Below are 19271 nucleotides of genomic sequence, written 5' to 3'. Positions count from 1 at the left end.
GACGGCCGGTTGACCGTTTGGGCTGAGGGCCGGGAGGGGCGGCCCGGTGCTGCGGTGTGCCGGGCGGCCATAAGGAAGGCGCCGAGTCAGAACGCGTGGGGCCCGAACCGGCCCCACATGACGACGGCCGCGAGCGTGAGCAGCACCGCGTTGAACGCGATGCCCTGGGGCTCCTTGCGGCGGGCGTGGAAACCCATGGCCAGACCCACGATCACCGCGATGCCGGTGGCGGCCAGCGGAGTGAGCACGGTCGCGATGCCGGAGACGCCGGGCAGGAACAGCCCGAGGGCGCCGACGAGTTCGGCGGTGCCGATCAGGCGGACCACGGGCGTCGGCACATCGCTGGCCCACGGCAGCTGAGAGCTGAGCTGTTCGCGGGACTTGGTGGTCTTCAGGACGCCGGAGGCCGCGAACACCGCGGCGAGCAGGCCCTGCACGATCCGCAGGAACCGGTTCATCGGAACGGAACCCTTCTCTTCGATCGCGCCGCGGACCGGGTCTCCGTGGCGCGATCAGGGTTCGATGAGGGGGCGGGTACGGCTCGGTGTGCTGTCAGCCGCGGGGGAAGCCGTCGTCGTCGAGCTTGAAGACGAGTTCGGCCTGGTCACGCTTGGTGGTGTGCAGGTCCCAGTACAGGGGGTGATCTGCTCGGGCCGGGCCGCCTCGACGCCGGGGATGACGGAGACGCCGATCGAGGAGTCGATGCCGACGTGGGCGGCCTGGATGCCGGTGCCGGCAAGCTCCTTGTGCAGGTTCATCACCCAGTTGCGCAGCGCTGCTGCGGCGGCGTTGACGTTGGCGACCCGCGGGTCGGGCCAGATCGAGCCGGCGCCGGTGGTGTAGAGCAGGGTGCCCGCGCCGGCCTCGCGCATCGCGGGCAGCACCGCCTGGGTGGCGGCGATCGCCCCGTACAACTGGAAGTTCATCTCGAACTCCACATCGGACGGTGCGGTGGTGGCCGGAGCAGTCAGCGTGGTGACGCCGAACGTCCCCACCGGGGAGTACTCCAGGACATCGATGCCGCCGAACCGGATGGCGGCATCCTTGAGGGCCCGGGTCAGCGCGTCGCGGTCGAGGACGTCCGCGGGGAACGCGGCGGCAGTGATGCCTTCGGCGCCGAGCTTGCCGACGAGGTCGTCGAGCTTCTCGCGGTTGCGGGAGATCAGGGCGACGTCGAAGCCCTGGGAGCCGAAGGTGCGGGCGATGGCCAGACCCATTTGGGGTCCGGCTCCGACGATGGCGATGCTGGTCACAGCGATCCCTTCAGAAAGGTGAGAAAAACGGCATGTCAAGGCGAGGGGGGAACAGTCTTTTTGCGGCCGGACGCCTCGGAGGGCTCATTCCAAGCAGCCGCGCTCACATCGGGGCGTCTACCCGATTCGCGATTCGGATAGCCCTTTCCGGTTCAACACGACTACCGTACCAGCAAAACCGGATAGGTCAATCCGGTTGCTGGTTTGCTCCACACCCCGGCGCCCAGCGCACCAACGACCCCGCTGCTCGGCGGTCGGCGCAGCTTAGGCGGCGCGCACCTGGAGGCGGATCACCACCGTCACGCCCCGTCTTCGCGTACACCTAAGGTCGAACGCTGGGCTCTGCGAGGTCACCGGTCGATCCCAGGTGAGTGACCTTCAGGAGCCATCCTTGCCGGATCGCGCGAGGCGAACCATGGCGCGATAGAGAGCGGTGGGCCTGGGGCTTCGGCAGCGGTGGGACGTCGGTGCCGGGGGCGGCGCAGGAGCGGAGCATCTGGCCGACGAGGCGGCGCCAGGTGTCGGGGGCGGCGGCGTCGGGGGCGCGACGGGGCCGGGCAGTCGCTGCCGAGTCCGCCGATGCCGCCCGGCCCCCCATCGACCTACCGCGCGGACTGTTCCATCTACCGGCCTGCCATCGCAGTTGTGGGCTCTCAGCGGCAGTCGCATTCCCGGATGTCGGGAGTTCGGTGGCCCGCTGCCGCCCGGGGAGCGGGGATCCTGCGTCGCGTCGCCGCCGGCGCGGTGTCGGCCCGCGGACTCAGGCGAGGGCGGCGACGAGCAGGGTGAAGGCGGCGATGATGACGGCGACGCGGACGTAGTGGAAGCGTTCCCAGCGGTGCATCTGCTCCTTCCAGTCCTCGGGCCGGTTCTCCGGGGTCCACGTCTTGCCCCGGTTGTTGATCGGGACGAGCAGCAGGATCGACATGATCACACTGACGATCAGCAGCGCGCCGGCGGTGACGACGAGGCCGGTGCCGTGGTGGTGCCATCCCGCGACAGCCCAGACCGCGACGAGGGCGAGTGAGCCGATGTACCAGAACGGCATCACGGCGCCGAGCATCCGGCCCCCGTGGGAGTGGGCCAGCTGGTTACTGTCCTCCGGGAGGGCGTTGAAGATCGGGTTCATGACGAAGGCGACGGAGAACTCCACCCCCACCATCAGGCCGACGACCACGGTGGTGAAGACCTCGAGTGCGTTGAGCATGGTGACCCTCCCGGGCATCTAGTGTTGCTAGCAGATGAGGCAACGCTAGTACTGCTGCCGCTCACTTGTCTAGCGATGCTAGGATCGAGTCATGTCGGTACAGGAACGCAAGCAGCGCGAACGGGCGGGCCGCGAGCGCCTCATCGTGGCGACAGCCCGCGAACTCGCAGAGCAGCAGGGCTGGGACGCGGTCACCACCCGCCGGCTCGCCGAGCGCATCGAATACAGCCAGCCCGTCCTCTACAGCCACTTCCGCGGCAAACGGGAGATCATCGGCGCCGTGGCTCTGGAGGGCGCCGCCGAGCTAGCCGCGGCGGTGCGTGCCGCGACCGCCGCCGCAGACGGCCCGCGCGAGCGGGTGTACGCCCTCGCCCGCGCCTACCTCGACTTCGCCGCACGCAACCCGGCGGTCTACGACGCCATCTTCCAGCTCGACGGCGGTCTCCCGTACGCACAGGAGGACACCCCGGAACCTCTCAAGGACGCTTTCGCCGCGCTGCTGGAGTGCCTCGGCGAGGTCACCGGGGACGGCGTCGAGCCGGGGCTGTTCACCGAGGTGTTCTGGGCGTCCCTGCACGGGGTGGCGACCCTGACCCGGTCGGGACGGCTGCCACCGGAGGACACCGAGCGGAGGGTGGAGCTGCTGGTGGACCGGCTCGCCATGGCCTGACACACCGTCCCGGCGGGCACGCAGTCGGGGTCCTCGGGCCCCGTTGCCTGCGTGCGGTAGCGCTTTGGGTCACTCGCGCCCGCACGGCGCGGCCGCAGATCGCCGGGCCCCGTACCCCAGACGGGCACCGCCCCGCGAACTGCGATGCTCATTGATCACGACCCGATACGCGCCCCGAGAGGGCGGGGTCGCGTGGAAGGAGCCCCGGCGGCCGTTCGTCACCTGCACGTCCAGCGCTCCATACGATCCCTCCCCGGCTCACATGCGCAAGGGGCGAACACCGAGACCCGAGCCGTTCCACCCGGCGGGATCAGGGGTGGAGTTCGTCCGTGGCGGATGGCTGGGCTGGGCTGACCAGTCGTCCGCCGGGCGGGAAGGCGCGGGCGATGCCGCGGACGCACAGGCCCACCTCGTCGCCGACGGCGGGCGGACGGACGGACGGGTCGAAGACCCGCGCGGCCACCGGCGTGCCGTCACTCAGGCGCAGGGCGAGCATCGCGTCGTGGCCGTAGAAGTCGCGTCGTACGACGGTCGCGGCGACCCCGTTCGCAGCCCCGGGCGGGGCGAGCGTGATCTGTTCGGGACGGAGCAGCACGCGCATCGGGCCGGCCGGCACACCGCCCTCGACCGGTGTGAGCCGCAGAGTGCCCAGCGGGGTGTGGGCCCGGTCGCCGTCCCTTACGGCGGGCAGCCACACCGCCTCGCCGACGAACCCGGCCACCCACGGGTCGGCCGGTGAGCCGTAGAGGAGTTCCGGTGGTCCGCTCTGGATGATCCGGCCGTCCCGCATGGCCGCGACCTCCTCGGCCATCGACAGCGCCTCCGCCTGGTCGTGGGTGACGAGGACGGCCGTGGCGCCGTCGGCGCGCAGGGCCTGCCAGACGTCCCGGCGCACTTCGGCCCGCAGGGCGGCGTCGAGTGCGTTGAACGGTTCGTCGAGCAGCACGACCGGCGGGCGCGGTGCGAGCGCGCGGGCGACCGCGACGCGCTGTTGCTGCCCGCCGGAAAGGTGGTGCGGCATCCGGTCCTGGAGCCCCGCCAGGCCCACCAGGTCCAGCACAGCGGCCGCTCGACCGGCTCGCCGGGCGGACCGGCCGAGCCCGTAGGCAACGTTGCCGAGGACGGACAGGTGCGGGAAGAGCGCGCCTTCCTGGGGGACCACCGCGATCCGCCGCCGCTCGGGCGGAACCGACGCGTCGGAGGTCGCGACGCGACGGCCGTCGATCCGGATCTCGCCGGAGTCCAGCGCCTCGAAGCCGGCGACGCAGCGCAGCAGAGTGGTCTTGCCCGAGCCGGAGGGGCCGAGCACGGCCACCAGCGATCCGGAGCGGACGGTGAGATCCACTCCGGACAGTGCCTGGACGCGGCCGTACGCTTTGTGGACGCCGGTGATGCGCAGTTCGGCCATGTCAGCCGCCTGTTCGGGTGAGGACGCCGGTGCGCACCGACAGCCACCATGTGGGTACGGCGGCGATGAGCACCAGCAGGGCCGCATAGGGCGCGGCGGCCGCATACGCGGCGACCGAGGTGTGCTTCCACAGGCCCGTGGCGAGGGTGTCCACTCCTGTGGGGCGCAGCAGCAAGGTGGCGGGCAGTTCCTTCATACAGGTAAGGAAGACCAGGGCGGCCCCGGCGCCGATGCCGGGCGCGGCCAGTGGGACTGTCACCGTGCGCAGTACGTAGGCCCGGCGCCGCCCGAGCGAGCGGGCCACCTCCTCCAGGCCGGGCGGGGCCTGTGCCGCGGCGGCGCTGACGGCCGCGACCGCCAGGGGCAGGAACAGTGCCGCGTACGCGAGCGCGAGCAGCCACACGCTCTGGTAGAGCGGGTAAGCCACATGGATGCCGAAGAACACCAGCGAGAGCCCGATGACCAGCCCGGGCAGCGCGTGCGAGAGATAGGCCAGTCGGTCCAGGGCCAAGGCGAGCAGGCCGGGTACGCGGGCGGACAGCAGTCCCACCGGCAGCGCGAGCACCATGGTCAGTCCCGTGCCAAGCAGGGCGACCCCCAGCGAGTTCCCCGCCGCATCGGCGAGCTCGCCGAGTGACCCGGGCCGTGAGACACCCTCGCCGAACCACCGGACCAGACTCGCCACCGGCACGCCGAGAGCCGCCGCGATCACGCCGGCGAGCCCGAGCGCGGCCGGCCACCGAAGCCGGCCCAGGTGCAGCCGGGTCGGAGACCGGGGTGCCCCGCCGCCGAGGCGGGCGTAGCGGGCCGCGCGCCGCCGACTGAGCTGCTCGGCCAACAGCACCAGCGCGGTGAGGGCGACGAGCACCGTGGCGAGCACGAGCGCCCCGGTGCGGTCGAAGCCGAGGTTGATCGAGGTGAAGACGGCCCGGGTGACGACATCCACCCGCAGGATCGAGACGGCACCGAAGTCAGAGAGCACATAGAGCGCGACGAGCAGCGCGCCCGCCGCCACCGCCGGCCGTACCTGGCGCAGTGTCACGCCGACGGCCGTACGCCACGGGCCGCGCCCCAGTGATCGCGCCACCTCCTCCTGGGCCGGATCCACGCCGACCAGAGCGGCCGCGACCGGCAGGTAGACGTACGGGTACGAGACCAGGGTGAGCACCAGGGCCGCCGCCCAGAACCCCTCGAAGCCCTCCGCTGTGGAGACCCAGGCGAAGGCGGCGACGTAGCTGGGTACCGCGAGGGGAAGCGCGGCGAGCACGCCGAACAGCCGTCGGGCCGGTACGTCGGTGCGGGTGATCAGGAACGCCGCAGCCACGCCCAGCGCGGTGCAGGCCGCGGTGACGACGGCCGCCAGTGTCGCGCTCCGGACGATCAGCGCCCCGGTGCGCGCCGTGAACAGCTCGTCGGCGATGCTGCCCCAGCCCGCCCCACCGACCCGGATCGCCAGATAGGCCAACGGGATGAGCGCGACACCGACGGCGAGCACCGCCGCGCAGGCCAGTGCCGGCCGCGGCACCAGCCGCCGCGCCCGGCGCAGGGTAAGAGTCCAGGTGGTCAGACGAGCCCCGAATCCTTGATCATTTCGACCGTCGTCGCCAGATCGTCCAGGTCGTTGAGGTCGATGTCCGGTGCGTTCAGCGAAGACAGCGCGGGCAACCCGCGGGCGGTGGCGACGCCGCCGATCAGCGGGTACTCGTACGTCTGCTCCGCGAAGTAGGTCTGGGCCTCGGTGCCCAGCAGATAGTCGACGAACGTGCGGACGTCGGGATCGTCGTCCGCCTTGTCCAGCACGCCCACCCCGGAGACGTTGACCAGGCTGCCGATGTCTCCGTTGGGGAAGAAGTGGTTCTTCGCCTTGAGGGCGTCGACGGTGGTGCCTTCCTCCTTGGCCAGTTCGTACACGTAGTAGTGGTTGACCAGCCCGGAGGCGAGCCTGCCGGCGTTGACGTCGGCGACGATCGGCGCGTTCCCCTCGCGGATCTGCGCGTCGTTGGCCTTCAGGTCCGCGAGGAACTCCTCGGTCTTCTCATCGCCGTGCTCCACCCGCATCGCTGTGATGAACGCCTGGAAGGAGCCGTTGGTCGGCGCGATGCCCACCTTGCCCTTCCATTCGGGCTCGGTCAGCTCGAACACCGACTCCGGCAGTTCGCCCTTGGGGACCTGGTCGGTGTTGTAGACCATCGTGCGCACGCGGCCGGTCACCCCGACCCACTCGCCATCCTCGTCCCGGGATGCGGTCGGCACCTTGTCCAGCACCGAGTCCGGCAGCTTGGCGAACAGCCCCTGCCCGGCCACGGCTCCCAGGGCCCCGGCGTCCTGGGCGAGGAAGACGTCCGCCGGGCTCCGGCTGCCCTCTTCTTCGAGCTGGGCGGCCATCTGTGCGGTGTCGCCGTAGCGCACCTCGACGGTGATGCCGCTGGCCTCCTGGAAGTCCTCCAGCACCGGCTTGACGAGCGACTCGCTCCGACCGCTGTACACGGTGATCTTCTTGTCGGAGTCCGGCTGCGCCTGCGCGGCCTGCTCCGAGCCGCAAGCCGTGGTTCCAAGGGCCAGCAGAGCGCCGAGGCCGGCCGCCAGCAGGGGTCTCATCCCGGAGACACTCACGATCCCGCCCCTCCGTCGCCGGTCACACCGGTCGCCATAGTGGTTAGGTCAGCCTAAGTTTCCTTAAGTCAGCCTAACCTCACAGGAGACGCATTTGTCCACTTTTGTGCGGCGCGAGAGTGAGGGGCAGGTCGATGTGTGCGGAGTAGGCCTCGCGGTCAGCCTTCAGGCTGTTCGATGACCTGTGCGATATAGAGCGGCTCGCCCAGCTTCTCGATCAGTGCGAGCTGCGTGTCGAGATAGTCGATGTGGTGCTCCTCGTCGGCGAGGATCGACTCGAAGATGTTCGCCGAGGTGATGTCGCCCTTGGAACGCATGACCTCGATGCCACGCCGGAGACGGTCGATCGCCTCGACCTCGACCTCGCGGTCCGCCTGGAACATCTCGGTGACGGTCTGCCCCACCCGCACATGAAAGAGCCGCTGGTAGTTGGGCAGACCGTCAAGGACCAGGATTCGGTCGGTGAGAACCTCAGCATGGTTCATCTCGTCGAACGACTCGTGGCGCGTGTATTGCGCGAGCTTCGTCCAGCCGAAGTTCTCCTGCATCTTGGCGTGCAAGAAGTACTGGTTGATCGCGGTCAGCTCTGCGGTCAGTTGCTCGTTGAGGAACTCAAGAACCTCGGGGTCGCTCTGCATGGCTAGCCGTCCTTCCGAGGAGACCGACGCGACGCCACACGTCCACCACCACCGGCGTCCGACCCAGCAGGCGGGCACTCACCGTAGGCGGCTCTCCTCGCCGGTGGCCGACGCATTCGATTCGGTGAGGACGCTGTTGACGACGTCCGCTTCTTCGACGATAGCGCGCGCCGAGTTCGTACGACCTTGCAACGTTTTGCCGCTGCATGCCTGCCGCTATATGCCTGCCGCGCCCAAGGAGATTGTTCGGCGGGTCCAAGGAGATTGTTCGGCGGATGACTCACTGCGTCCTGTGGCTTCAGCATGACCATCGACGGTCGTGGGGTACTGGCGCTGACCGAGTCCGCGCAGGAGGTGACGCGGGGCTCTGCGGCCCGACGGGGGCGGATGCGGACGAGGCACCTGCTGCCGTCGCGCACCTGAAGCCCACGCACACTGTGCCGTAGCCCTCGGGTGGATGGTGGCGTATCGGCCGGATGCCGTCGAGGGTGCGCAGCCCGAGGCGTCCACGCAGGTGGTGATCGGCGGCCTGGACGGGCGCGGGCAGTCCGGTGCGGCCGCGCAGACGTGCGGGCAGGACTGTCCGTTGGTGACAGCTACGCGGCGGACGTCGGCGGACTCAGCACCGGCTGCGGCAGCGCACCGGAGGACGGCACCGGAATCGACATGCCTCTCCCCCGCCCGAGGAACATCGCGGACCGGATCACGTCGGGCGGCCGGTGCCCGCGCCCGCGTCCGGGCGCCGTACCACTCCGGGCAGCCTCCCAGCAGGTGATCGACGTGACGCGGCCTGGTCCAAGCCGACGACGTTCAGATCCCCTTCGCGCAGCAGAGTGAAGTCGACGTCGCGCTTCGGGTCGTACGCGTCGGGTTCCCGATGCCGGGTGCGGCCACGAGCGGTGAGGCGACGAGCAGCCCCGTGCGCGCGGGCCGGTGTCTGTACCGCGCCGGGCGCGCCCGCGGCGACGACGCGGGCGCCGAGTCGTCAGGCGGACTGGACGGTGATTGCGCAGAGGCGCTTGGTGGCCCGGGTCAGGGCTACGTACAAGTCCCTTTCCCCACCGGGGCGGGCCATGATGATTTCCTCGGGGTTCATGACGACGACCCCGTCGAATTCCAGGCCGCGTGCTTCGGACGCCGGCACGATGCGTGCGCGGTGAGCGATGCCTTGGGCCGTCAGCTCGCTCACCCTGGTGTCCGCGCAGATCACTCCTAGAAGCTCGCCCGGGTGCGCGGTGCTCTGGGCGCGGAGTTCCTGAACAACGGCGGTGACCAACCCGTCCGGAGGTGTGGTCACGGTGCGAGGGCTCTCACCGCTTCGCAGTGACCGTGTGGGCTTCTGGTCCGGAGCGATCCGCGTGAGCAGGTCCCGGACGCTCTCCAGGATCTCGTGCGTGGTGCGGTAGCTGACGGTCAGGTTGTGCAGTTTGAACCGCGGTCCGACGTGGGGGCTCAGCGCTTCCTTCCAGTCGCGTGCTGTCGCGACCGGGCCTGCCTGGGCGAAGTCACCCACCAGCGTCATCGCCCTTGCCGGGCAGCGGCGGACGATCATCCGCCACTGCATGGCGGTCAGTTCCTGCGCCTCGTCGACGACGACGTGCCCGTACGTCCGCTCGGGGGGACCGTCGACCAGGCTCGCCGCCTCGTCCAGCAACGGCGCATCGGCATCCGTCCACGGGTCGTCCGGACCGCGCAGCAGAAGGGACCGCTCCCGCGCGGTCAGGCGGGGCAGGCGCTCGGCGAGAGCGCCGGCGTTCGTCAGGAGCGCCGTCACGAGGTCACCGGGTACCAGCCGCGGCCACAACACCTCGACCGCTCGGTCGACGCCGGCGTCGTCGAGGAGATCGGCTCGGATGGCGTCCAGGTCCAGCTCGTGGACCGGACCCGAGTCGGCCGCACCTTCGGCACGGCGCTGGGCGGCTCCCGTGAACCGGTCGAGGTCAATGCCCGTCATCCTTTCGGCATCGGCGTCGATCCGCTCCAGGAGGTCGCCCATGTCTCGTTGCATCGCGTCGGTGACGGCGTCGACCAAGAGCTCTTTGAACACCTGGCGCGCGGGGTTGTGCCCCGGTGCGGCTGCCACGGCGGCGTCGCGTGCCATGGCGACTTCCTCGCCGGAGAGGTGAACCAGTTCCTGTCCGACCCGCACGGTGAAGTCACCGGCGGGGGCTTGGTGGACGCGCAGCAGGCCGGCCAAGGCGTCGGCGAGGTCGGAGCTGCCCTTGAGACGCGCCGTATCGAGCGGGTCCACCGTGCCCGTGGGCACTCCGGTCAGCTCCCGGCAGGTCGCCAGAACGACGTCGTTCTCTCCGAGCGAGGGAAGGACCTGGGAGATGTAGTCGAGGAACCGGGCGTTCGGGCCCACCACCAGGACGCCCTCCTCCGCGGCGCGCGGGAACGCGTACAGGACATAGGCCGCCCGGTGCAGGGCGACCACCGTCTTGCCGGTGCCGGGCCCGCCCTGCACCACGGTCACCCCGCGGTGGGCGGAGCGGACGATCTCGTCCTGCTCGGCCTGCAGCGTCGCGACGGCCGCGTGCATCCTGCCCGTACGCCGTGCCGACAGAGCCTCGGTCAACGGGCCGTCCCCCACGACGTCCTCGTCGGTCGGGGCGGTCCCGTCCAGCAGTTCGTCGCTCACCGAGACGACCGTGCGCTCCTCGAGGCGCAGGTGCCGGCGCCGCCGCAGGTCCATCGGGTGGACCGGTGTCGCCTCGTAGAAGGGCCGCGCCGCGTTCGCGCGCCAGTCCACGAGCAGAGGCAGGTCATCCTCCTCCGTATGCAGTCCGATCCGCCCGATGCGCAGGGCCGTGCCATCCGTCCAGTCGATGCGCCCGAAGACCAGCCCTTTTTCGGCGCCCTCCAGCCGGCCGATTTCCTTGGCCAGACGCTCGGCGGCGATTTCTCTCTCGTATGCCTCACCGGCGCCTTTCGCCGGGGCCTTCAGCACACTCGCTCGGCGTACTCGCGCCTCGGAAATCCGCTCGGTGAGCAGCTCATATAAGGAGGACACATAATTCCGCTCCGATTCAACCGCACGCACAGCGGGATCATTCATTTTCGACAACAGGGGGCTCCTTCGATTCGAGCCACACCATACGGTCGAAGTTCCCCAAAGATAAGTCTTGACTTACTTGGTAAGCCATGGCCCTACGGCTGAATCCATGACGGCTGACCGTATGGCATATCATGCATTCCGCCGTTCCGTATATCTCTAATTGGGCTCCCGATGCCCGCCTGCCTTATGCCGAGCCCGCTCTTGGATGCCGGCGATGTTCTGCCGCGCTCGGGAAAAGGGGGAAGATCCAAGGCTTCGGCGTAGTCGTATGGCGTCCGATTTGCGGCTGAGCGAGGTCGACTTCGGCAAGATCGAAACCTTCGCATCGCGCCATGCCGCGGGAGGGGGAGGCGGCATCCCGCCATGGTGCGAAACCGCCGCCCGCCCTCCGACCCAACCCTTGCTTCACCTATCGAGATTCGATAGATTCCCATCGTAGGTCGATGGGAGGATGGGTCATGGGAAAGCTGACAGTGCGCGCGCTGCGCGCCGTGCTCGTGGTGGTACTCACCGGCACCGTGTTCGTACAGGCATTGATGATGTGGGCGTTGGTCAGCGGGAGTGACCCGGAGGACGGGTCGCTCCCGCTGACCCCGCTGCGCGTGATCACGATCCTGGGCATCGGGACGGCCCAGGTCGCCCTGGTCTGTGTATGGCGACTGGTGACGATGGTGCGACGCGGAACCGTGTTCTCCCACGCCGCCTTCCGGTACGTGGACGTCATCATCGGCGCGATCGCTGCGGCTGCTCTCGTGTGGTTCGCAGTCACGGCCCTGAATGCGCCCGGCCAGCGGGACGACCCGGGCGTCACCCTCATCATGGGCGGGATTGGTGTGGCCATCCTGGGAGTCGCGCTCATCGTGCTCGTGCTGCGGATGCTGCTCGCCCAGGCCGTCGCGCGCGACGTCGAAGCGGCGCAGATGCAGGCCGAGTTGGACGAGGTGATCTGATGCCGATCGCCGTCGACATCGACGTGATGCGGGCCAGGCGGAAGATGTCCGTGGGCGAGCTCGCAGACCGCGTAGGGATCACGCCCGCCAACCTGGCGGTACTCAAGAACGGCCGCGCCAAGGCGGTGCGCTTTGCGACGCTCGCCGCGCTCTGCGAGGTGCTCAAGTGCCAGCCGGGCGACCTGCTTCGCTGGGAGGGCGAGGACACCGCGGGCGAATGAACCGTGCCCGCCGACGCGTCATCGCCGATCCCCCATGCCTTCGACCAACTCCGCGAGCACCCCGGGGCCGTACCCGGGGAGATCCCGGGCCTGCTGGAGCGTCTGTCCAGCGTCCACTCAGCCGGCCCGGTCTCATCCGCTGCCCACAGATCCCCGCCGGGCTGCACCTCCAGCCTCCCCGGCGGCACCTGCTTGACCAGAGCGGTGATCCGGGACCGATCGGCCTCGGTGATCCGCCGCTTGCGGCCCTGCCCGCCCAGATCCTCCAGCCCCTCCGTCCCGCCCCGGTTGAAGCGGTGCAGCCAACGCCGCACCGTCTTCTGGCCGCAGCCCGCCTCGTCCGCGATCGCCGGAACCCGCAGCCCCGCCCAGCTCAGCTCGACTGTCCGGGCCCGCATCACCACGTCCCGTGGCGCCTTGCGGGCCCGCGACAGCCGACGCACCACTGCCCGCCCGCCTTCGTCACGGCTTGGCCGTGCCCGTAACACCACCACCCAGCACCTGCCCCCGAGCACCCGAACCACCCCGCCACCAGCGCATATACCCACAGAAAGCGGAATCCGGCACTAGCCCAGAGGCCCTTGGAACGTTCGCCCCTCGTGGGTGTGGGTCCGTTCGGGGATGTGCGGGAGCTGAGGCGCCGACCGGGACCGGCACGACGGGCGCGGCTCTCGGCGGCCGACGAGGCTCGGCTTCGGTGGCCGGCGGCGTCGGCTGCTGAAGAGCGAGCAGGACGAGACCGAGCTTGCCTGGCTCGCGTGCGTACGAGCTGAGGCAAGGACCAACATGCCTCGACTGTGACGGCAGGATCGGCGTCAACGCGGGCGCGCACCCATTCACCCCAGCGGGTGGCGGGAGGGGTGGCGGCAGGGCCGTATTCCCGCCGTTGTGGAGGACCACTACGTGGCGAACGCCTGTATGGAGAAGGGTTTCTGCGTGCGGAAGACCCTCGACGCAGGACCGGAAGGTCGAATTAAACCCGTAAGGCCGGATTAGCCTACAGGGTCCTGGGCCGCCTACCGCCACCGCCTGTGTTGCCGCTGTCATAGGGCCCGGTGCCGGCGGCATGAACACCCGGCACGGTCAGTGTGTATCCGGGCGCGACCAAAGAACGGAATGGCATGACGACTCCAGCGAACTACCGGCAGGGCTCGACCTGGCTCCAGACCAAAACGGTCGACTTCAACCACACCCTCTCCGGCGCCGACCGAGCCGATGAGCGGATCTCCGAGGTCGAGGAACTCAAGATCCTCCACCCCGGGGTGTGGGAGATCTCCTACCACGCCCGCTCGTACACCGGCGGGGCGGGTGAGCTCGTGCGCACCGCACTGTTCAAGAACGGCCAGCTCATCACCGGCACGGAAGCCCTGACCGGCGGGAACGCGGTCATGCAGACCACCGCCGGGCAGACGATCCTGGAGAAGTTCGACGTCAACGACGTCATCACGCTCCACGCGTACCGCATCGGTGGCGGCAACACCGCCGTCATCAGCAACGGCGACGGACGAACGGGAGTCATGGCGCACTGGGTGAGCCCCGGGTTCTAGGCCACTCCTTCGGGGCGGCCAAGCCGGACAGGGCCGGCATGAACAAGGAGGGGGGTCGCGGATGGCGCTCGTCATCGAACTTCGGCGTCGGATCTCGATCTCCCGGCCTGGACGGAAGCAAGGGCCGCATGCCGCAGCAGGGGAGCTGAGAGCTTCTCGCAGGGACCGTCCGGGTCCGAGACAGACTTCGGCGAAAAAGGGGAATTCCATATGGCGAACGAGCTCAGGTACGGCGACCGGATCCACCTGCAGAACGGCTATGACGCCTTCAGGGGCGGCTACCTCGACACCAACGGCGGCGCCAGCGACTCCGGCGCCAAGTACGGCGTCTTCACCGCGGACACCCCCACCCGCGGCACAGGCACCGGAACCTGGGAGGTCCTTTCCACCTCCGGCAAGGCCGCCGGCACCGAGGTCCTCAGCGGCGATGTGATCTACCTGCGCAACCTCTACGGCGGCGACGGCGGCTACCTGGACACCAACGGCCATGCCACCACGGACCAGAAGAACTCCGGCGGCAAGTTCAACGTCCTCACGTCCCAGGCCAAGGACCGGGCCACCGGCACCGGCCGCTGGCGGATCTACGCCCAGACCTCCAACCCTCTGGACCAGAACGTCCACATCGGCGACACCGTCCACCTGGTCAACCTCTACGGCGACAACGGCGGTTTCCTGGAGACCAACGGCGGCACCACCGCCTCGGGCGCCAAGTACGACGTGTGCACCAACGCCTACTACAACCGCAGCAACTCCAACGTCGCCGACTGGAAGATCCACAAGGCGTAACCCAGTCCCGTGACCTCTGGTGCCCGGCCGCCGGCAGCGGCCGGGCACCAGTGTCTCCACGCGCTGAAAGGTCGTTTTCAGATGTCGCTTTCATCCGTTGCTTCATCCCCTAGCACTGGACCTTCGCTCCCACTTGAAGGTCAAGCTGCCCGATCCCCCACCTCCGTTGACAGCAGGGGCGGCTCGGTGTCGCGACGGTTCAGCTGCAGGAGCCGAACGGGGCCGGGGCCGGCGTGGGCAGCCACCGCGCGGACAGGACTGAAGACGGGGGTGTGCCGGGCGCTCGGCCGACCGGAGGACACGGATGCGGCGTGGCGGCGGATTCTGGGGAGCGTGCGCTCCTACACGGACCTGGAGCCGGCGCTGCTGGGGCGGGTGGAGGAACTGATCGACTTCGTCACAGTCGGCGAGGGTGCGTGACGTCGGCGGTCAGCCCTCTTGGCGCCTTGCCATCCGCTCCCGGTGCCCTGCCCGGTCGGGCTGCCCCGCGTACGACAGCGGCTGCACCACCCGCCCGAACCACAGCTCGGGCGCCCACTGGCGCAGGGCCTTCTCGTAGGGCTTGAAGGAGTGAGGGAGGCCGATGCGGTAGCGCAGCCTGGGCAGGCCGGGCCGGAGCGGTTCCGTGTCACGGACGAACCCCCACAGCAGCGGGTCGTCGCGGTCGATCTCGTCCCGGGGGCACAGTTCGACGGTGAAAGTCCGGTGCGTGCAGTAGATACCCACCCCGGCGAGCGACTCCCAGGGGATCAGGGCGATCTCCTTGCGCCGGATCCACCAGAATCCCGTCGCGTCGAAGGCCATCACCCACCGGCGAGTCCGCCACGTGCCGACAACCGGAATGGAGAACAGCAGCGCCATCAGTATGAACAACACGGCGCCCCAACCGGCGGCAAACCTGTCACGGCTGTAGACCGCCCCATACACGCCGAGCCCACCAGAAACGAGCGTTATCGGAACAAAGAGCAGGGTCCCCAGGAACCGCCGCAGGCCGTACCGCAATATCGTCGCGTCCGCAGCCGGCGCTCCCCCAGAGATCACGGGCGGAACTCTAGCCGCAGGACCCCGCCACTCACCAGAGCCGCGGCCGAGCCAGTCCGCCAGCAACCGCCCCCGCAGCATGAGCACCGCGTGCCCCTCCTCGTACGGTCCCGCCTCCAGCAGTCCTGGAGCGGGCTCGTCCGGCGGCTGCCAGGCCTTCCTCCGGCAGCAGGGACAGCGGACAGCCCTTGCGGAGCCTCAGTTCCAGCAGGATCCGTTCCACCCGGCGGTCCTCGTCCGCCAGCAGCTCACGCCCGGTCCTCGGCTGCGTCCGCGCCGCCCCTCCCTCCCACTCCCAACTCCAGCCTGGGCATGGGGAAGGCAACACTTGGCGCAACATCTGTCGCAACCAGGCCTCGGTCAGACATCCACTGCGGACAGGCAGGCAGGCCAGGCGGGTGTTCGCGATAATGCGGTCGACGGTCTCCACCGGGGCGCTGCTGGCGCCAATGAGGGTCCCGATCCCGCCGGGCGGCAAATCGCGCGGCCGCTACCAGTCACGCAGCCGGCCCAGCGCATCGTCGGCGGTCCTTCCCGAAGTTCGGTACCCGGACTGGAGCTCTCAGCGGTGAGGCACTCGGCGCCAGGACGACGCGACCCCGGCCGGCGAGGCGCTGGTCAGGGCTGATGCGGCGGTAGGCGTCCGAGGAGACGCTGTGTCAGCAGGCGTCGACGAGTTCCTCGATCTCATCGGCGAGGCGGTGGTCGGGGTGGTGGAATTCGCCGACGGCTTCGTCGCCCCTTACCCAGCGCCAAGGCGCGTGTGAGCCACCTGGTGGTGGACTCTCGTGCCGAGAGGGGAGCTGATCAAACACCGGCGTCGCCGGACGCCGACACACCGACCTCCCAGACGGGAAGGCCGACTGACCCAACTGGTCCGAGCCGAGCTGGTCCGCCATCCCGTCCCGGTATGCCTGGTGGATGGTGCCCTACTTGCCGTGGCAGATGTCGCGGTCGAGGTTGTGGCGAGGCTCCCGGACGGTGCGCCGGTTGCTCATCTGCCGCCGGTAGGTGTCGTCCACGGGATCGACGACGGCAAGCAGGTGCAGGTCGTGGCGATTTTGCCCGTACTCGGCGAACACCTGCCCCGGCGGGGTCGGGTGCCCTTCACGGCCGAACGTCCGCATCAGGTCGTAGGCGCGGACCTGATTGGTGACCAGGGAGCCGGCCACCCGCAGCATGCTGGAGTGCCGATCGGCCTCCGCTGACGGGGTGCAGCGCTCTCCCCCGACCACACGTGAAGTGGGGGCCGTATCCGCTTCCACTCGGGCACGATGGCCCTGAGGGGACTCGAACGCCGTACTGGCCTTTACGGGCGGGGAGTTGGCGCCGCTAGGAGGTGGCGGTCGCCGGAAGGCCGGAGGGGAGCGGTCGGCGGTCTGCGGCGGCCGGGACGGTGAGGACCATGGTGAGGCCGCCGCCGGGGGTGTCCTCAGCGTTGAGGGTGCCGCCCATGGCTTCGGCGAAGCCGCGGGCTACCGCGAGACCGAGGCCCACGCCGGCGCCGCGCGGGGCGTCGCCGTAGCGCTGGAACGGCTCGAAGATGCGGTCCTTGGCCTCGTCCGGGACGCCCGGGCCACGGTCCACCACCCGCACCTCCACCCGGTCGGCCATGGCGCTGGCAGCCACCAGGACGCGCTCGCCGGCGGGGCTGTACTTGACCGCGTTCTCGACCAGGTTGGCCACCGACCGCTCCAGCAGGCCCGGGTCGACGGCGACCATCGGCAAGGTCTCCGGGATGTCCAGCTCCACGCTGTCCTCGGGTACGCCGCCCAGGGCCATGGGCACCACCTCGTCGACGTCGATCTCGCGGATCAGCGGGGCGACGGTACCGGTCTGGAGCCGGGACATGTCGAGCAGGTTGCCCACCAGGTGGTCGAGGCGGTCGGCGCCCTCCTCGATGGCCTCCAGGAGTTCGGCCTGGTCCTCCTCGGACCAGGCCACGTCGTCGGACCTCAGAGATGACACGGCGGCCTTGATGGCGGCCAGGGGTGTGCGCAGGTCGTGGCTGACGGCGGCGAGCAGGGCGGTGCGGATACGGTTGCCCTCGGCGAGTTCCTTGGCCTGGTCGGCCTCGGACTGCAGGCGCTGGCGGTCCAGGACCACGGCGGCCTGGGCGGCGAACGCGGCGAGGATCCGGCGGTCGGAGGCGGGCAGCACTCTGCCGGACAGCGCGAGGGCCATGTGGTCGCCGACCGGCATGTCCACGTCCGCGTCCTCGGGGTACTGGCAGGGCTGTGGGCCCACGCTGCCCGCGCAGGTCCACGGGTCCACGTCGCTTTCCCGCTCCAGCAGGGCGACCGACTCCATACCGAAGGTCTCCCGCATCCGCTCCAGCAGGGCCTCCAGGCCGGTCTCGCCGCGCAGCACGCTGCCCGCCAGGAAGGAGAGGATCTCCGACTCGGCGCGCAGCCGGGCCGCCTGATGCGTACGACGGGCGGCCAGGTCCACCACGGAGGCCACCGATACCGCCACGGCGAAGAAGACCACGAGGGCGACGATGTTCTTGGGATCGGCGATGGTGAGGTGGTGCAGGGGCGAGGTGAAGTAGTAGTTCAGCAGCAACGACCCGAAGGCCGCCGAGGCCAGCGCCGGGAGCAGGCCGCCGAGCAGGGCCGCCGCCACGGTCAGCGTCAGGAACAGCAGCATGTCGTTGGCGAGACCGAGCTCGGCGTCGACGTTGGTCAGCAGCAGCGTGAGCAGCGTCGGGCCGACCACCCCGGCCAGCCAGCCCCAGATGATCCGCGCACGGCCGAGCCGCGCACCTCGCGCAACCGGCAACCCGCGGCCCTTGCCCACCTCATCGTGGGTGATCAGGTGGACGTCGAGGTCGGGGCCCGACTCCCGGGCGACCGTGGCGCCGACACCGGGCCCGAAGACGTACTGCCATCCCCTGCGCCGCGAGACGCCGAGGACTATCTGGGTGGCGTTGACCCCCCGCGCGAAGTCCAGCAGAGCCGACGGGACGTCGTCGCCGATGACGTGGTGGAAAGTGCCGCCCAGGTCCTCTACCAGGGTGCGCTGGACGGCCAGCTCCTTGGGCGAGGCGTTGGTCAGTCCGTCGCTGCGGGCGATGTAGACGGCCAGCACCTCGCCGCCGGCGCCCTTCTCGGCGAGCCGGGCGGCACGGCGGATCAGCGTGCGTCCCTCGGGACCACCGGTCAGACCGACCACGATCCGCTCACGCGAGCCCCAGATCTTCGACACCCGGTGTTCACTGCGGTATTCGGTCAGATACGCGTCGACCCGGTCGGCCACCCAGAGCAGCGCCAGCTCCCGCAGCGCGGTCAGATTGCCCGGGCGGAAGTAGTTGGACAGGGCCGCGTCGACCTTGTCGGCCTTGTAGATGTTGCCGTGCGCCATCCGCCGGCGCAGCGCCTGCGGCGACATGTCGACCAGCTCGATCTGGTCCGCCCGCCGGACGACCTCGTCGGGGACGGTCTCCTGCTGCCGCACCCCGGTGATCGACTCGACGGTATCCCCGAGCGACTCCAGGTGCTGGATGTTGACCGTCGAGACGACGTCGATCCCCGCCGCGAGCAGTTCCTCGACGTCCTGCCAGCGCTTGGCGTTGCGGGAGCCGGGGATGTTGGTGTGGGCGAGTTCGTCGACGAGAGCCACCTGGGGGTGCCGGGCCAGGACCGCGTCGACGTCCATCTCGGTGAAGACGCTTCCCCGGTATTCCAGCTCCTTGCGGGGAATCTGCTCCAGGCCGTGGAGCATGATCTCGGTGCGGGGCCGGTTGTGGTGTTCCAGGAAGGCGACCACACAGTCGGTGCCCCGCTCGACACGGCGGTGCGCCTCGGACAGCATCGCGTACGTCTTGCCGACGCCCGGTGCCGCGCCGAGGTATATCCGAAGCTTGCCGCGTGCCATGGT

General features: G+C 69.7%; 15 protein-coding genes and 4 pseudogenes. 6 read left to right on the top strand and 13 right to left on the bottom strand.

Going from position 1 to position 19271, the window contains the following annotated elements:
- Positions 1 to 86: 86 nt before the first annotated feature.
- The 3 genes from JIX55_RS48745 to JIX55_RS48735 form a co-directional block, all read right to left on the bottom strand.
- Positions 87 to 458 carry a DoxX family protein gene (locus tag JIX55_RS48745; protein WP_257561475.1) on the bottom strand — a complete coding sequence of 124 codons (372 nt, stop codon included), beginning with the start codon at positions 456 to 458 and terminating at the stop codon, positions 87 to 89.
- A 54-nt stretch (positions 459 to 512) separates the two neighbouring features.
- Positions 513 to 1253 carry an SDR family NAD(P)-dependent oxidoreductase gene (locus JIX55_RS48740; protein WP_306820099.1) on the bottom strand — a complete coding sequence of 247 codons (741 nt, stop codon included), beginning with the start codon at positions 1251 to 1253 and terminating at the stop codon, positions 513 to 515.
- A gap of 760 nt (positions 1254 to 2013) precedes the next feature.
- Complete coding sequence (locus JIX55_RS48735) at positions 2014 to 2460, bottom strand: DUF1772 domain-containing protein (RefSeq protein ID WP_257561477.1); 447 nt, start codon at positions 2458 to 2460, stop codon at positions 2014 to 2016.
- 91 nt (positions 2461 to 2551) lie between these two features.
- Between JIX55_RS48735 and JIX55_RS48730 the strand changes: the two genes are divergently transcribed.
- Entirely contained in the window at positions 2552 to 3130 is a 579-nt protein-coding gene (locus JIX55_RS48730) for a TetR/AcrR family transcriptional regulator (RefSeq protein WP_257561478.1), read from the top strand.
- A 310-nt stretch (positions 3131 to 3440) separates the two neighbouring features.
- Here JIX55_RS48730 and JIX55_RS48725 read toward each other — a convergent pair whose 3' ends face one another.
- The 5 genes from JIX55_RS48725 to JIX55_RS48705 form a co-directional block, all read right to left on the bottom strand.
- Positions 3441 to 4538: an ABC transporter ATP-binding protein gene (locus tag JIX55_RS48725; RefSeq protein ID WP_257561479.1), complete on the bottom strand. Its 1098-nt coding sequence runs from the start codon at positions 4536 to 4538 to the stop codon at positions 3441 to 3443.
- A 1-nt stretch (position 4539) separates the two neighbouring features.
- Positions 4540 to 6063, bottom strand: a complete 1524-nt coding sequence (locus JIX55_RS48720; RefSeq protein WP_257561480.1) for an ABC transporter permease — start codon at positions 6061 to 6063, stop codon at positions 4540 to 4542.
- Positions 6064 to 6101: 38 nt separating this feature from the next.
- Complete coding sequence (locus JIX55_RS48715; RefSeq protein WP_257561481.1) at positions 6102 to 7136, bottom strand: iron ABC transporter substrate-binding protein; 1035 nt, start codon at positions 7134 to 7136, stop codon at positions 6102 to 6104.
- Between the two features lie 173 nt (positions 7137 to 7309).
- Positions 7310 to 7789 (bottom strand): bacterioferritin, encoded by a 480-nt coding sequence (gene bfr / locus JIX55_RS48710; RefSeq protein ID WP_257561482.1) that lies wholly within the window; start codon positions 7787 to 7789, stop codon positions 7310 to 7312.
- A 985-nt stretch (positions 7790 to 8774) separates the two neighbouring features.
- Positions 8775 to 10847 (bottom strand): HelD family protein, encoded by a 2073-nt coding sequence (locus JIX55_RS48705; RefSeq protein WP_443046690.1) that lies wholly within the window; start codon positions 10845 to 10847, stop codon positions 8775 to 8777.
- Between the two features lie 458 nt (positions 10848 to 11305).
- Here JIX55_RS48705 and JIX55_RS48700 point away from each other — a divergent pair, with 458 nt between their 5' ends.
- A complete protein-coding gene (locus tag JIX55_RS48700; RefSeq protein WP_257561483.1) occupies positions 11306 to 11797 on the top strand; it encodes a DUF2975 domain-containing protein in 492 nt (163 codons plus the stop codon).
- Complete coding sequence (locus JIX55_RS48695) at positions 11797 to 12018, top strand: helix-turn-helix domain-containing protein (protein ID WP_257561484.1); 222 nt, start codon at positions 11797 to 11799, stop codon at positions 12016 to 12018. The genes JIX55_RS48700 and JIX55_RS48695 overlap by 1 nt, the downstream gene beginning before the upstream one ends.
- A 158-nt stretch (positions 12019 to 12176) precedes the next feature.
- Here JIX55_RS48695 and JIX55_RS48690 read toward each other — a convergent pair.
- Positions 12177 to 12416, bottom strand: a pseudogene (locus JIX55_RS48690) (helix-turn-helix domain-containing protein); the annotation flags it as partial.
- 723 nt (positions 12417 to 13139) lie between these two features.
- Between JIX55_RS48690 and JIX55_RS48685 the strand changes: the two are divergent.
- From JIX55_RS48685 to JIX55_RS48675, 3 genes and pseudogenes are all read left to right on the top strand, one after another.
- Positions 13140 to 13565: a hypothetical protein gene (locus JIX55_RS48685; RefSeq protein ID WP_257561485.1), complete on the top strand. Its 426-nt coding sequence runs from the start codon at positions 13140 to 13142 to the stop codon at positions 13563 to 13565.
- Between the two features lie 210 nt (positions 13566 to 13775).
- The gene (locus JIX55_RS48680; protein WP_257561486.1) at positions 13776 to 14351 is read left to right on the top strand and encodes a hypothetical protein; all 576 of its coding nucleotides are present in this window, start codon (positions 13776 to 13778) and stop codon (positions 14349 to 14351) included.
- 255 nt (positions 14352 to 14606) lie between these two features.
- Positions 14607 to 14771: pseudogene (locus JIX55_RS48675) on the top strand (DUF3097 family protein); the annotation flags it as partial.
- A gap of 9 nt (positions 14772 to 14780) precedes the next feature.
- Here the strand turns inward: JIX55_RS48675 and JIX55_RS48670 are convergent.
- The 4 genes and pseudogenes from JIX55_RS48670 to JIX55_RS48655 all read right to left on the bottom strand — a co-directional run bounded on the left by JIX55_RS48670 (position 14781) and on the right by JIX55_RS48655 (position 19268).
- On the bottom strand, positions 14781 to 15227 hold the full coding sequence (locus tag JIX55_RS48670) for a hypothetical protein (RefSeq protein WP_257569728.1): 447 nt from the start codon (positions 15225 to 15227) through the stop codon (positions 14781 to 14783).
- Positions 15228 to 15446: 219 nt separating this feature from the next.
- Positions 15447 to 15657, bottom strand: a pseudogene (locus tag JIX55_RS48665) (radical SAM family heme chaperone HemW); the annotation flags it as partial.
- A gap of 667 nt (positions 15658 to 16324) precedes the next feature.
- Positions 16325 to 16573, bottom strand: a pseudogene (locus JIX55_RS48660) (Tn3 family transposase); the annotation flags it as partial.
- Between the two features lie 151 nt (positions 16574 to 16724).
- Positions 16725 to 19268, bottom strand: a complete 2544-nt coding sequence (locus JIX55_RS48655) for a sensor histidine kinase (RefSeq protein WP_257561488.1) — start codon at positions 19266 to 19268, stop codon at positions 16725 to 16727.
- Positions 19269 to 19271: the final 3 nt, after the last annotated feature.

Source organism: Streptomyces sp. DSM 40750 (assembly GCF_024612035.1).
Lineage (GTDB): Bacteria > Actinomycetota > Actinomycetes > Streptomycetales > Streptomycetaceae > Streptomyces.
Note: the sequence above shows the minus strand (reverse complement) of the source record. Positions and strands in the feature narration are given on the sequence as shown.